The sequence below is a fragment of the Paenibacillus algorifonticola genome (assembly GCF_000971975.1).
Classification (GTDB): Bacteria; Bacillota; Bacilli; order Paenibacillales; family Paenibacillaceae; genus Pristimantibacillus; species Pristimantibacillus algorifonticola.
Map to the genome: position 1 here is coordinate 558666 of NZ_LAQO01000001.1, position 14738 is coordinate 573403.

Sequence of the window (14738 nt, forward strand, 5' to 3'; positions counted from 1 at the left end):
ACTAATACTCCTCCCGGAATCGTCTCGCTATATATTGGGCAAGAATATTTAACAGGAACGTAATGACGAACAGCGTCATGCCAACAGCAAAAATCGAACCGTATTCCAGAGATCCATGCGGGGTATCTCCAAGGCTCACCTGAACAATATAAGCGGTCATCGTCTGGATGCTGTCCAGCGGGTTGGCCGTAAGCGATGGCGTAGCCCCTGCAGCAACGGTCACGATCATCGTTTCCCCGATAGCGCGAGAGAACGCCAGTACAGCGGAAGCTACGATGCCGGAAAAAGCAGCAGGCACGACGATTTTCAAAGCGACCTCGAAGCGTGTAGCTCCAAGCGCATAAGCGCCGTCACGGAGGCTTCTCGGTACTGCCGACATTGCGTCCTCGCTGAGCGAGCAGACCATTGGAATAATCATAATACCGACAACAATACCCGCGCTTAGAGCGTTGAACACGCCAGCATTCGGGAATATATCGCGGATCAGAGGCGTAATCAGGCTAAGGGCAAAGTAGCCGTATACGATTGTCGGCACGCCAGCCAATACTTCAAGAATCGGTTTTACAATTTTGCGTACAATTTTAGGCGCATACTCTGATAAATAAATAGCGCTTGCCAGACCGAATGGAATCGCAACGAGACAAGCAATCAGGGTAATCATAAGCGTGCCGTTCAGCAGAGGCAGAACACCGAAGCTTTTAGGCGTAATAAGCGGTGACCATTTTGTACCGAACAAAAAATCGAATACCGGCACCTTTTGGAAAAAAGCAAAGGTTTCCGAAATTAGAGTAACGACAATACCGATTGTCGTTAATACCGAGATAGACGCACACAAGAATAAAAGCACTGGCATTACTTTATTCATAATGCTCACGCGCTCATTCTTGAATACGTACGCTCCCGCTTTGGATGAAACATTTGTTTGCGGCTGGTTGTTTTCCTGCATCGCTTCGCCTTGCATATCTGCGTCATCTCCTTGCCTTTACAATTCATTAACATATATGGCGAGAAAAATGTGATGCCCCACGAGACACCACATTTTGTCGCCTTCCCTTAGTGTTTGTTTAGGAAGAAATTAAGATTGCAACTTTGCAGCTTCTTCTGCATATTTCTCATCTGGAAGAGCGATGTAGCCTACTTCGTCTGCAAGAGGTCCGATGTTGTTAATGTAATAGTTAGCAAATGCGTTAACTTCTGGACGCTCAAGCTCTTTTTTATTCACATAGATGAAGAGAGGGCGGGACAATGGTGCGTAGGTGCCATCTTTGATCGTTTCATGCGAAGGCGTGATTGCGCCTGTGCCGCCATCAATTGGTACAAGCTTCAGCTTATCCTGGTTCTCTTCGAAGTAAGCGAAGCCGAAGTAGCCAATTCCGCCTTTGCTGCCGGATACACCTTGTACAAGCGTGTTGTCATCTTCACTGAAGCTGATTGCTTTATCGTTACGAATGCCTGCCTTATCTAGAATAGCTTCATTGAAATAGTCATACGTACCGGAATCTGCACCCGGGGAGAAAAATACGATCGGCTCAGCCGGCCATGTATCGCGAACATCCTTCCAAGTCGTTACCGTGCTGCCAGTCATAAACATTTTGTTCAGCTCTTCTACCGTCAAGTGATCAACAAAATCATTGTCTTTGCTCACTACAACGGACAGACCATCATAAGCTACGGTCAGCTCTGTATATTCAATGCCTGCGGTTTTACAATTGGCCGCTTCTTCCTCCTTGATTGGACGGGAAGCATCCGCAATTGCAATTTCATTCGCACAAAACTGTTTGAAGCCGCCGCCTGTGCCGGATACACCAACGGGTACGCGAACATCCGGGTGCTCTTTGTTGAATTCCTCAGCAGCCGCTTCCGTCAGTGGGAATACGGTACTGGAGCCATCGACTTTAATATCGCCCGACAATTTTGCAGCTTCAGAAGCTGCTGGCGCCTCGGATGCCGCCGACGTCGCTGCGGCCGAACTATTCGTTGCGGTGTTGCCGCCTGTATTATTTCCACATGCTGCTGCAAATACTAGCGTCATTACTATTCCCGACATCAAGATCCCCTTAAAGCCTTTAGCTTTCAACAACTCAACCACTCCTCTAATATTATCTACACTTGAATGTTTCCTACGTCTTCTATCCTACTAGCTGTTTGTAAATGCCGTATTCGGTTTTTGTAAAATCCATGTTAAAAATATGAATCTAGCAAATGTTCGATTTCCGCCGCTGCCTGAACCGTCTGGGCGTAGGCCTGCTGTGACAGCTTACCAATGCTTTCCGAGCTGTCGCGGTTATCGGTTGCGGCATGGAACAGACGTGCGAAAGCCTCCCCCGCTTGCATTACATACGTCTCGCTCGATGCCGCATTCGCCCGTCCCTCACGCGCTAGCGCGGTAGCTCCAGCTATAGCCGCAATAATCTTTTGAGTCATCCTCGTAATTTGATCCGCCGACCGTTTCGTCTCGCCAGCCAGCTTCATTACCTCCCCCGCAACGATAGCAAAACCTCTGCCATGGATGCCTGCGCGGGCTGCTTCTATAGAGGCGTTAATCGCTAGCAGATTGCTCTGCTCCGCCAAATCCCCAATAAGTCTCGATATGTGACTGATTGAGCTCGTCTCGCCTTGTAGCTCATTTATCCGCTGCTCCTGCTGCAAGGAATTGGCGGCACTAAGAGAAAAGGCCTCTTTGACCTTATCCAGCTCTTTTTTTCCTTCAAAAGTAAATTCTAGCATTTTGGCGCTTATCGTTTCACCCACACGGGATGATTGCTGCACAACGCCTACAACCTCCTCAATTTCACTGAGGCTTGTGCTCACGCTGTTAATCATCAGCATTTGCCGATTCATCTCTGCCCGCTGAAGCTCGCGCGAGATGCGCAGCAGATCAGGCGCAGTTAATATTCCTGCAAGCTTGCCCTCAGCCGTCACTATTACACAATCACATACCGATTCATCAGGACGACTTAACGCCTCATCAATGAGTTGCTGGGGATTATCGTTTAAATCGGTCATAATCGGGTGGTCATCCATGAAGAGGCCAACGGCTTTGTCATCATACAATTCAGCGCTAAAACGGCTGCTTTGCCTCATAAAAAAACGATTTCGCATCATGAGTCCAACCGGATACTCGTTCGTATTGCAAATCACAATGCATTCGCTGCCCGGATTACGCTTAAAAAGCGCAGCAGCCTCTCTGCAAGTTTGGGTATCCTTTACCATAATCCCCTGCCGCATAAAAACCGCCAACCTAATATCCATATGCTGCAATGAAACGACAGTCGGCTTAGGACTCTCCTTCGGTGCTGCGGATGATTCTAATGGATCAGTTAGTTCGGGTTTCGTATCTATTGGATGCTCTAACTCGGCAATAGCCATTCAATCTCACCCTTCTTTCTTTTATCTTTCTTGACTATAGGTCTTTAGCATCAACTAACATCCGATGCAATGTTAACGCAGTGTCAAATTCGTTCAAGTCAGGTACTTCCCTATTTTAAAATGGAAATAACACCCAATCTTTATAACAGCACAAAAAAGCCAGTTGTTTCACGCTTTGGAGCGCATGAAAACAACTGGCTTTATTTTATAAAATATGATTTTAACATGATTATATCCCAATCCAGATAACGTACTTGTAACGTATGCAGCCGCTATCGCTACGGCAAGACTAAATTTTAAACTGCGACAGTTTATCCAGCAGCTCCTGAACCATATGGTCCAGCGATTCAGCCGCCGCCGATATTTGCTGCATCGACGCGAGCTGCTCCTCGGAGGCCGCCGCGACATTATGGGAATTCGATGCGGTATCGCCAGCTATAACCGCCATTTGCTCAACACTTGCGGTCATTTGCTGCGAGCTTGCATTCATTTGTCCAGCCGCTGCTGAAACCTCTTGAATTTGACCGCTCACCGCGCTCATTTCATTCATAATCGCATGGAAGAGCTCGCCGCTTTCTTCTACGGTTTGCGCGCCGCTCGCCACTTCCTTAGACCCTCTTTGCATCGTTTGCGCCACATGCTCCGTATCGCTGCGGATGCCATCCACAAGCTGTGATACTTGATCCGCTGCCTGCTTCGTTTGCTCTGCCAGCTTGCGCACCTCTTGCGCTACTATCGCAAAGCCTCGGCCATGCTCGCCTACACGCGCAGCCTCAATGCCCGCATTCAGCGCCAGCAGGTTTGTTTGTACGCTGATCGCTGTAATCAAACCTGTCATTTGTCCAATTTGGGCCGAGCGTTCATTAAGCCGTTCAATCGCTGCTTCCGTCTCGGAAACCGAATGCTGAATTTGTCCCATTTGCCGAACAGCTTGCTGCATCAGTTGATAACCATCAGCCGTCTGGAGCGCGATGCCATTCGCAGAGACCGCTACTTGATCGCTCGATTCCGCTATCCTCCGAACATGGCTGGACATCGCCTGCATCTCCTCGGCGGTGCCGCCTGTATGCTGATTTTGCGTCTCGGCATCCATTGCCACCGTCTGAATGGATTCGGCAATCGTTTCGGACGCTTTGCTCGTCTGATCAGCGCTAGCCGTCAGCTGCTCCGACGTTTCACGGACAGCTACTCCGAGATTCGTCACGAGCTGGAACATGCTACTCAGCTTATCGGTCATGCTATTGAAGGAGGCAGCCATATGGCCCAGCTCATCCTGCTGTTTAATGGCAATCGTCTGAGTGAGGTCGCCCTCGGCCATTTTTTCAAGGCCCTTATTAAACAATTGCAGCTTGCGAATGACCATAAAGCGAATCAGGAGAGAAATAATAACACCTAATAAAAGCATTGAACTTATCGCAACGATAAGCAGGCTCGTTTGACTCTCCGTAAATTCTGCAAAAATCGCTGTTTTCGGAATGACGCTTTGGCTGTACCAGAACTGGGTACTTCCTGGCAGTGCGATCGGCTCGAACAGCCGCAGCACTTCGTCTCCGTCTGCATTCGGGGTATAGCCCGATAGGCGCGTTCCTTTCATCACATCATTCAGCAAAGCCTGTTTTTCTGCATTATCGCCAAAAGGCTGATTTAAAGTGGCAGGGTCGTTGGGATTAGCCAAATACATGCCCTTTTCACTTATGAGCGATACATGCCCGCCCATCGGAGTATATTCGGCTGCTGCTTTTTGAAAGCTTTCAATCGATATATCCGCCCCTACGATGCCTAGAAAGCTGCCGCTTTGATCCATGATCGGAACAACTATCGAGGTAATAAGCGTCTGCTCGCCTGCTACTTCATAAAAATACGGATCGACATAAGTCGTTTTTTTCGACTGCTTGGGCAATAAATAATAGTCTCCTGCACCTTCCACCGTATAATCCGTTAGTGGCGTAATCGCTGTTCCACTGCCATTGTGGAAAACATAAGGAATAAAGCGGCCTGTTTTATCATCGTATGTCGTGTAATTAATGTTTTCTTCATCGCTCTGGTCAAAAGCATCCGGCTCCCAGAGCGTATAATAAGCGAGCACTTGCGGATCATTTTCGACCATTGTCTTCAACAGCTCGACGACGGTTTGCCGCGACAGCTGCTGCTCGCTGCGGGTTTCCTGAAGAGTGAGCTTCAATGTCTCTAGCTTCGATTCTACTGACGTCATTTCCCGCTGAATCGCCATCATAAAATCCGTTCCGGCAATTTGCCCCTCCTGCTCGCCTTTCGTCACAGCAAGCGTCCGCAGCTGATTCAAGTTCAGTGTAATCATGACACTGAAGATGGCAAGCAAACACACGATGACACTGGATACCAATTTAACCGTCAAAGATAAATGCCAATGTTTCTTTCTCACGCTTCCCGCTCCCCTCCAAAACAACATGAATCGTTAATCGACAATATTCTCACATTTGTTTATAGGCATATAGAACCATATCATTTATCCTTCGTACCTAATGTGTAATTTAAAGCTTTTTCCAATGCAAAGAACCGCGAATGAAATTCGCGGTTTCTTTACAAACCTTGGAGCGATTAATGAGATTTACGTTTTAAAATCCGAATATCATACGCAGCAAGCGCCAGTGCAGCCCCCACTTGACCACCATTCAAAACATCCTCATAGGAGTGGTCATCGAGCACCACTTGCTGCTCTTGCGGTGTGAAGTTGGATATGAATACATAGTCCGACTCTCCATCGCCGCGCAGCTGCGCGGTCACGCCGTCAGGCAGCTCGGTATCGAGCACTTTGCGAATGCCTTCCTGCTCGACAAGCGTCTTGAAGAAATCTGTGAAAAATGGTTCTTTATTGCGGGAAGCTACATAATATGCTTTCCCCTTACCCAAGCGGTTCACCGTCAAAGCCGGACGGCCAGCATAAAAATCTTCGCCGTATACGGCCAGCGCCTCTGCTCCTTCTAGGTGGATAAGATCGCAAAGCTCATGCGCTTCGTACTCACCGGACAAGCCAAGAGCATTGCCTTCCGCCATGACTACGCGATTCGTCTCGCCGTCATGAAGGGAATCAATTTCCTCTGACCAAATGCCGAGCGTTTTGCGAAGCGGCCCTGGGAAGCCCGTCAAGAAGCATAGATCGCTTTCGTTAACGATGCCTGTCCAGTAAGTCGCAATAAACGTGCCGCCATTTTCAACAAACTTCTCAATAGCCTCGCCAACACCTGGACGCACCATGTACAGCATAGGCGCGATTACGATTTTATATGATTCCAAAATGCATTCGGAATCGATAATGTCTACCGGTATGCCGAGCTCCCAGAACGGACGGTAATGCTTGCGCGCTGTTTCCTCGTAATGAATACCGCAGTTGCGCGGGCCTTGGGAATCTTTGACCGCCCAGCGGTTTTCCCAATCATAAATGATCGCGACTTCCGGCTTAACCGTTGTGCCGACCACATCTTCAAGCTTCGTAAGCGCATGGCCTACGTCGGTCACATCTTTAAATACACGGGTGTGCTCATGTCCGACATGGTCAACGACCGAGCCATGCAGCTTTTCGCTGGAGCCGCGGCTTTTGCGCCATTGGAAATATTGCACGGTATCCGAGCCATGGGCTACGGCCTGCATGGAAGAAAGCAAATGCATGCCCGGCTTCTTCAGCTTGCTGACCGGCTGCCAGTTCGTCATGCTCGGCGTGCTTTCCATCAGCATAAATGGCTTGCCGCCTTTGAGCGAACGGAAAATGTCATGGTTGAAGCCGATCCAAGCGGCCAGCTCGCTGTCGCTCTCCAGGCTGTGCCAAGTCGGGTAAGCGTCCCATGAAATCATATCGAGCAGATCCGCAAACTTCCAATAATTCAGCCCTTCGAAGTCGAGCATAAAATTAGTTGTAATAGGCAGCTCCGGGTTGATCGCGCGAAGCGGCTCCATTTCTTTGCGGCAGAAGTCTACCGTCTGATCGGTAACAAAACGCATCCAGTCCACATTCATGCCGTGAACGGCTCGTTCCCCGCGCCGCGTTGGCGTATCGACTTGGCTCCAATCGGTATAGGTGTGGCTCCAGAACGTCGTCCACCAAGCATCATTCAATGCATCAAGTGTGCCATAACGCTGCTGCAGCCAGCCGCGGAACGCCTCGGCGCATAGGTCGCAATGGCATTCGCCGCCGAATTCATTGGAAATATGCCAGCCAATAACAGCCGGGTGGCTCGAATAACGCTCAGCAAGCTTCGTATTCATCATTTGCACTTTCTCGCGGTACACCGGAGAGGAGAAGCAATGATTATGACGGGCGCCATGCAGATTGCGAATGCCGTTCTCGTCTACACGGAGCACTTCCGGGTACTTAGAGGACATCCATGCTGGTCTCGCTCCGCTCGGCGTTGCAAGCAGCGCATAAATGCCGTTAGCTGCAAAACGATCGAGCAATTGATCCATCCACTCAAAGGTGAAGACGCCTTCCTCTGGTTCAAGGGCAACCCAGCCGAAAATGCCAACCGACATGACATTGCTGTGCGACAGCTTCATTAAACGAATATCTTCCTCTAAAATATGAGGATATTTAAGCCACTGGTCCGGATTATAATCCGCGCCGTGAAGCATTTGGGGAATTTTCGAGCTGATTGGTGGAAATTTGCTGCTCATCTGTTTAACCTCCTGTAATAGCGGCTTTCGTTTGACGAACGCCCATTCTTTAACTATATTCATATTATATATTTCGATTTATCGAAACTAAATCTCACAATATTCTAATCACTATAAAAATATGAAACAGGATGTGCAGCATATGGATACGATTGCATTTCCGCTTGTAACGGATACCGAGCTTGCGCTGCCGCTTTACGTCGACATTATCGGACATTGGGGCAACCAGGAGACGATAGATCGCATGAATGGCTTTCCCCACTATCAATGGCTGCAAGTCGCTTCAGGGGAAGGCGAGCTTATTATCGGTGAAAAAAGCTATTCGGTGAAAAATGGCCAAGGCTTCTGCCTGTTTCCCGGAGTGCCTCATCGTTATTATGCGACCCGCGAGCCGTGGGATGTGCATTTTGTAAGCTTTGGCGGCAGCCTGTGTGAACCGCTGTTTCAGCAGGCTGGCATTACCGAATCCGGCGTATATGCAACAGCAGATGGAGAGGTATTAATTTCACATATGCGCAGCATATATGCCATGTCGCAGTCGGACCGCCCGTTCCTTGGATTGGAATGCTCGAAGCTGCTCTATGCGATGCTGCTTGATCTGATGAAGGTCGTACGTGTCAGCTCTCATTCTGCGCATCAAAGCTTATCGCGGCTCCATCCCGTCATTCAATATATTGAAGCGCACGCTGGCAGCCTCATTACGATTGAGGATTTAGCCGGGACGATTAACGTGACGCCGCAATATTTATGCCTTTTATTTAAAAAAGCGATGCGCATGCGGCCGATGGAATACGTTAACCGCGAGCGAATCAGCCGCAGCAAGCAGCTTATGTTCCGCGAGAGCACGCTGAAAATGCAGGAAATCGCCAAGCTGTCCGGCTTCGACAGCGCCAGCTATTTCAGCTCCGTCTTCAAGCGGCTGGAAGGCGTTGGGCCCGAGCAGTTTAAAAAAATGCATGGCATGCGTTAAGATGGATCAGCCTGAAGCCTGAAAGCCGCTGGCTATCTAGCAGACCGCGCGGCATGTTATAATGCCAGCATCTGCTTTATTTATGATGTCGTTACAAGTGGTTGTTTAGAAAGGAATGAAGAGGATGTTGAATAAACCTACGATTTTTGAGGAAATCGATCGTCATAGCGAGGGATTCAAGGCGATTTCCCGTTCGATTTTTGCAAATCCGGAGCTGGGGCATGAGGAATTTAAAGCATCGGCAGCACTATGCGAGGAGCTTGCTCGTCAAGGCTTTAGCGTTGAGCGGGGCACGCTTGGGCTGGCTACCGCTTTCGTAGCCACCTATGATACGGGCAAGCCCGGCCCCGTCGCCGCTTTTCTCTGCGAATACGATGCCTTGCCAGAAATCGGCCATGCCTGCGGCCATCACCTCATCTGCATGATGAGCATAGGAGCCGCAGTCGGCTTGAAATCGGTTTTAGAAGCGGGAAGCATTCGAGTATACGGTACGCCTGCGGAGGAAACGAGGGGCGCCAAGGTGCCAATGGCAGAAGCTGGCTTGTTTGATGATTGCGATTTCGCCCTGATGGCGCATCCTTATCATACGTTTGAAAAATCCGGCGAATCGCTGGCGATGGACGCCGTACAGTTCGAATTTACGGGCGCAGCCGCTCATGCGGCAGCAAGCCCTTATGAGGGCATTAATGCGCTCGATGCCGTCATCCAGCTGTTCAACAGCGTCAATGCATTGCGTCAGCAGACCCGCAGCGATACGCGCATTCACGGCATTATCGACAATGGGGGCAAGGCGCCCAACATTATACCTGACTATGCCTCTGCGAAATTTTATATTCGCTCGGCTTCGCGCACGTATACGAACGAGCTGACGGCGAAGGTGCTTCGCTGCGCCGAAGGAGCCGCCCTGCAAACGGGCTGCGAGCTGCGCACGAACAATTATGAGCTGTCGTACGATGAGCTGAGGACGAATGAGGCGCTGTCGGAACAGTTTTCCGCGAACCTGCTTGCCTCCGGCGTTCAGCCGGAAGAAATTCAAATCGGCAAGGACCATGGCTCGGTCGATCTCGGCAATGTTTCCACGCACTGCCCAGCTATTCATCCGTATGTGAAAATTGTCGAGGAGCGCCTGCTGCTGCATACGGAAGGGTTTCGTGATGCAGCCATTACAGAACGAGCGCTGGAGCGTATGATCTTCGGGGCTAAAATGCTCGCTGCCACTGCTGCGGATGTATACAATGATCCAGCGTTGCTCGCGCGGATTAGAGCGGAGTTCGAGCAGCAGACGCTAAATTTACAATAAAATTTAATGATTTTATAACATATTCGGATTCATCAATCTGAGACTTGTAATCCTCTTCGGTCTGCTCATCTACTACTTGGTCAGCTTGGCTAGAGCCTACAAAAATTAAGTGCCTTCTTCATTTTATTACAGAGCCAAAACAGGACAGCTGCTCAGCATTGACTCCTTCCAAATGAGTATTTATAATGGAGCCATCTAACCTCAAGGAGAGATTTGTTGTTCTTAACCTACTAACCTTATACCTGGTTGCGAGGAGCCTCTATTCATAGTCGGTTTGACTGTGTGATTGGGGTTAGCTTTCTGCACCATAGAACTGGTTAAGAACAGCGGAGCTCTTTTGAAGCTTGGGGATAGTGTACCCTTGTACGCCAAGATCCGTGCTGATTTCAGCACGTTTTTTATTTAGCGTATCTGGGGTCGGACTATAACATGAAGCGGCAAATGAACTCAGGTTCATTTGTCGTTTTTTTGTTGCCATTAAAAAGGAGTGAGGAATATGGGCTAAACAATCAGTAAATGCCTCGCTATTATATTTGTTAAATTGACTAAAAAGGAATGGTGAATGACTTTATGAAACTAGAAACCGATCGGCTTATTATACAAACCGTTGATCTCCCCCTCCTTGAAGCAGCATCTCGTCGGGATGCATTGGCGATAGAAGCCCTGGGTTTCAAGACGAACGGTGAATGGCCAGCCCCAGACTTTTTCGAAGCTATCCCCTACTTCCGTGAGCTCTTGATTCGAAATAATGGAACAAGAGGCTTTGATTCCTGGATTATTGTCGCGAAGGATACGCGGGAGATCGTTGGAGGCATTGGTTTTCTGGGCAATCCCGGTCCGGACGGCATAATCGAAATTGGTTTTGCTACAAATGAAAGTCAGCGCCGCAAAGGTTATTGCTCCGAGGCCGCATTCGCACTTCTAAATTGGGCCTTGGAGCAGGAGGAGGTTCGGCGTATCGTCGCCAGATGTGAGTCCGACAACATCGAGTCTGCTGGTGTGTTAGCTAAATTAGCATTCGAATTGGTTCAGAAGGATTCGCAATATCATTATTGGAAATATGCACCTTAAGCTTTGCTGGATTAACTTGAAAGTCTAATGGCCCGCTTCGATAGTCGGTCGGAATCCTGAACTGAACGTCAACAAGTAAGGACACCGATCGACACAGCGGCCTCCAGATCGCTCACAGTATCGCCCATTTAGGTACATTTTCATCTACGATGTAAAATAAACTTGACTTAATGTATATTTTTATATACATTAAGTATATCAAACTTAACTTAATAAAAATGAACCGACAGGGGATGTTAGGCATGACCTATCAAGAAAAGAAGAGCATCGTATCGTTAATCAGCACCATTCTCATTTTCGCCTCTTATTGCTCGTACAAGTACTTACAGTATCCGGTGGAGGGGCTGCAGACGATGGAATCGTTCCGTTATTGGGGCTCCTTCATTCTCGTCCTGACTGTGGTTTCAATCGTCGCGCACATCGTGATCAGCATCATTTTCAACATCTTCTTTCGGGTAACAACCGGAGAAAAAGAACCCACATTCGCAGATGAGCTGGATAAACTCATTGACTTGAAAGCAAACCGCATTTCTTTCTTCATATTTATCCTCGGCTTTCTTCTCGCCATGGGATCGCTGGCCATTAATCAGCCAACGCAGGCGATGTTCGTAATCCTGATCGCCTCGGGCTTCATTTCCGACGTTATCGGCTCCGCAACTAAAATTTATCACTATCGGAAAGGAGTTTAAAATGGGTAAAAATCTTGTCGGCAACCATATCCGAAAATTACGCTTCAACCATGATGAAATGACACAGCAGCAATTGGCTGACAAGGTGGGCGTAACCAGGCAAACCATCGTCGCTCTTGAAAAGGGTAATTACTCCCCGTCTCTGGAGCTGGCTTTTCGCATAGCCCTTGCCTTCAATTTGCCTTTGCAAGAGGTATTCTTTTACGGGAATGATACCAACCAGTAAGATCATGGAGGAAACAAGATGAATTCAGCCAATAAAGCATCAAAAGATGCGGGTGTGCTATTTATCTGGCGGCGCTTGCTTCACTCCCTCTAAAAAAACGATAGCTTTTAATTGCGCGCCAAAAAGGCCGGTAGCTGCTCGCAAGAGTGAGCATACCGGCCTTCCTTAGGAAAAGCGAGCTGTTCTGGCAGAAAACAAATAACTATTTCAGCTCCGGAATCACATATTGCGGCTCGCGGCCATACAAGCCGTCCACCAGATTGCGGGCAGCAAGCATTGCCATATTGAATCTCGTCTGATGGGTAGCCGAGCCAATATGCGGCAGCAGCACCGCATTGTCGAGCTGGAGCAGCGGATTGTCCGGCGTAACCGGCTCTTTTTCAAAAACATCCAGTCCTGCGCCGCGTATCGTTCCGCTTCGCAGTGCCTGGGCGAGTGCCGCCTCATCAACCGTCTCCCCGCGTGAGCAGTTAATAAAGATGGCACTGCGCTTCATCATTGCAAACTGCTCCTTGCCGATCATATGCTTCGTTTCCGGTGTCAGCGGTGTCATCAGCACGATAAAATCGGATTCGCGCAGCAGATTTTCAAGCGGGCTGTATTGCACGCCATGCTGCTGCTCGATTTCCGGCTTTCGGGAACGATTATAATAAGAAACTTCCATATCGAAGCCGTATTTTGCACGTCTGGCAATGGTTTCGCCAATGCGGCCCATGCCAATGATGCCAAGCTTGGCGTGATGGACATCAATGCCGAACAAAGACGTACCGATACCGCGCTTCCATTCGCCTGCGCGAACGAGCTTGTCAAGCTCCGCCACCCGGCGTGCCGCAGCCAGCATGAGCGCCATCGTCAAATCTGCCACCGTATCGTCGAGCACGTAGGGCGTATGCGTACCGATAATGCCGCGCTTCTTCATCGCATCCAGATCATTATGGTTGTAGCCAACGGAAATGTTGCTGACTACTTTCAGTTTCGGAGCCGCCGACAGCAGCCGCTCGCTGATCGCATTGCCCGCAGCAAGCAGCCCTTCCACTTCGCTAATTTCTTCCGCCAGCTGCGCGCCGGTAATCGCCTGCTCGCCCTCCCACATTCGGCAATCGCAATGCTCATCGAGGTAGCTTTTCACCTCTTGGGGTATTTTGCTCGAAATAAATACTTTTGGTTTCATGTTATAATCCTCCATTTCCAGATTTCATCATGTTCCTGCTTTCCTGCTCTTGCCTTTCAGACCTATCCCCTCTACAATAAATCATATTGCCTCCGGTTCCAACAATCGATATTCGTTCCCTGAAGGAGGAGCAGCCTTGGAAGCCATTAACGAGCAGGTTCCCTACGAGAACCCGTTGCTTTCTATCCGAATTTTTCGAACACAACGCTCGACCAGCGAATTGATCAAATGGCATTATCACAAACAGCTGGAGCTCATCTATATTATAAAAGGCAGCCTCAAAATCGATATTGAGGACGACAGCTTTGATCTTGAAAGCGGAGACATTGTTGTGCTCGGCTCAAGCCAGCTGCATCGCGACCGTAATGTTGGCAAGCTGGACTATATTGTGCTGCAATTTAATCTCGAGGATTTTTTCGACAACAGCACCATTCCATATATCCGCTATTTTTCTGAGACAGAAAATCCGCTGAGCCGAGCCAATTATATTTTTCGTGAAAATCAAGCCATCCGGCAGCAGGCAAGCCAGGCCATTACTGAGCTGCTGCATGAAGCAACCCACAAGGAAACCGGCTATGAAATCGCCGTCAGCATCCAGATCAAGCAGCTGCTGCTGCTTTTGCTGCGTGGCGACAGCCAGCGCATCCTTGCCAGGCAGGATGATTTCGACCATATACGACTCAAGCCTGTCCTTGACTTTGTCGAGAACAATTTGGGCGAGCGCATCCAGGTGGAGGACATGTGCCGAATTGTGAATATGAGCTACTATTATTTCGTTAAGTTTTTCAAAAAAACGATCGGCCTTTCCTTTACCGAATACGTCAATTACCGCAAAATCAAATGGGCGGAGCGTATTTTGCTCACGAAGGACTTAAGCATTGCCGACGTAGGCGAGCGAATTGGCATGCCGAATATGGCCCATTTCTATAAAACCTTCAAAAAATACAACGACTGCTCCCCCAAGCAGTTCCAGCGCAAAATGCTGGAATGGGACCGGAGCTAATAGCTTCTCTGATATGCGGGTTCCCAGATTTTAGTCTTCAGCTCTTCGTCTTTTGCTTTTTGCTTTTTGTTTTTTGTTTTTTGCTCTTCCTGCTCTACTGACTTTGCTTTTTTTATTGATTTTTAGGGAGAGCGAGGTGAGGTGGGGCTGTGTGGAGTGGAGTGAAAGGTTTGAGCTGGAGAAGCGAAGCGTTCGCTTTTGCTGCCCAATTTCTACAATGCGGGGCATTGTTCAGAGAAATCCAACAGCAATGGCGATCGTAGGCCAAACCTTTCACGCAGCGAAGCGCAGCCCT

At 48.9% G+C, this 14738-nt stretch carries 12 protein-coding genes; 6 read left to right on the plus strand and 6 right to left on the minus strand.

Annotation, left to right across the window (positions count from 1 at the left end; genetic code table 11):
• Position 1 precedes the first annotated feature (1 nt).
• From pstC to WH37_RS09465, 5 genes are all read right to left on the minus strand, one after another.
• The gene (pstC, locus tag WH37_RS09445; protein WP_231594176.1) at positions 2–865 is read right to left on the minus strand and encodes a phosphate ABC transporter permease subunit PstC; all 864 of its coding nucleotides are present in this window, start codon (positions 863–865) and stop codon (positions 2–4) included.
• A 210-nt stretch (positions 866–1075) separates the two neighbouring features.
• Complete coding sequence (locus WH37_RS09450; protein WP_046230252.1) at positions 1076–2080, minus strand: PstS family phosphate ABC transporter substrate-binding protein; 1005 nt, start codon at positions 2078–2080, stop codon at positions 1076–1078.
• A gap of 101 nt (positions 2081–2181) precedes the next feature.
• Positions 2182–3369, minus strand: coding sequence for a methyl-accepting chemotaxis protein (locus tag WH37_RS09455; RefSeq protein ID WP_046230253.1), 1188 nt, complete (start codon positions 3367–3369; stop codon positions 2182–2184).
• A 289-nt stretch (positions 3370–3658) separates the two neighbouring features.
• Complete coding sequence (locus WH37_RS09460; protein ID WP_046230254.1) at positions 3659–5770, minus strand: methyl-accepting chemotaxis protein; 2112 nt, start codon at positions 5768–5770, stop codon at positions 3659–3661.
• A 176-nt stretch (positions 5771–5946) separates the two neighbouring features.
• Positions 5947–8013 (minus strand): beta-galactosidase, encoded by a 2067-nt coding sequence (locus tag WH37_RS09465; RefSeq protein WP_046230255.1) that lies wholly within the window; start codon positions 8011–8013, stop codon positions 5947–5949.
• 142 nt (positions 8014–8155) lie between these two features.
• Between WH37_RS09465 and WH37_RS09470 the strand changes: the two genes are divergently transcribed.
• The 5 genes from WH37_RS09470 to WH37_RS09490 all read left to right on the plus strand — a co-directional run bounded on the left by WH37_RS09470 (position 8156) and on the right by WH37_RS09490 (position 12269).
• Positions 8156–8983, plus strand: coding sequence for an AraC family transcriptional regulator (locus WH37_RS09470; protein WP_046230256.1), 828 nt, complete (start codon positions 8156–8158; stop codon positions 8981–8983).
• A gap of 124 nt (positions 8984–9107) precedes the next feature.
• Positions 9108–10283 carry a M20 family metallopeptidase gene (locus WH37_RS09475; RefSeq protein WP_046230257.1) on the plus strand — a complete coding sequence of 392 codons (1176 nt, stop codon included), beginning with the start codon at positions 9108–9110 and terminating at the stop codon, positions 10281–10283.
• Positions 10284–10853: 570 nt separating this feature from the next.
• Positions 10854–11354 carry a GNAT family N-acetyltransferase gene (locus WH37_RS09480; RefSeq protein WP_143088429.1) on the plus strand — a complete coding sequence of 167 codons (501 nt, stop codon included), beginning with the start codon at positions 10854–10856 and terminating at the stop codon, positions 11352–11354.
• Between the two features lie 242 nt (positions 11355–11596).
• On the plus strand, positions 11597–12043 hold the full coding sequence (locus tag WH37_RS09485) for a hypothetical protein (RefSeq protein ID WP_046230259.1): 447 nt from the start codon (positions 11597–11599) through the stop codon (positions 12041–12043).
• A 1-nt stretch (position 12044) separates the two neighbouring features.
• On the plus strand, positions 12045–12269 hold the full coding sequence (locus tag WH37_RS09490) for a helix-turn-helix transcriptional regulator (protein WP_046230260.1): 225 nt from the start codon (positions 12045–12047) through the stop codon (positions 12267–12269).
• A gap of 202 nt (positions 12270–12471) precedes the next feature.
• Here the strand turns inward: WH37_RS09490 and WH37_RS09495 are convergent, their stop codons facing one another.
• Positions 12472–13440 (minus strand): 2-hydroxyacid dehydrogenase, encoded by a 969-nt coding sequence (locus tag WH37_RS09495; protein ID WP_046230261.1) that lies wholly within the window; start codon positions 13438–13440, stop codon positions 12472–12474.
• Positions 13441–13576: 136 nt separating this feature from the next.
• On the opposite strand from WH37_RS09495, the gene WH37_RS09500 reads away from it, so the two are divergent.
• On the plus strand, positions 13577–14443 hold the full coding sequence (locus tag WH37_RS09500; RefSeq protein WP_046230262.1) for an AraC family transcriptional regulator: 867 nt from the start codon (positions 13577–13579) through the stop codon (positions 14441–14443).
• The last annotated feature ends 295 nt before the right edge of the window (positions 14444–14738 follow it).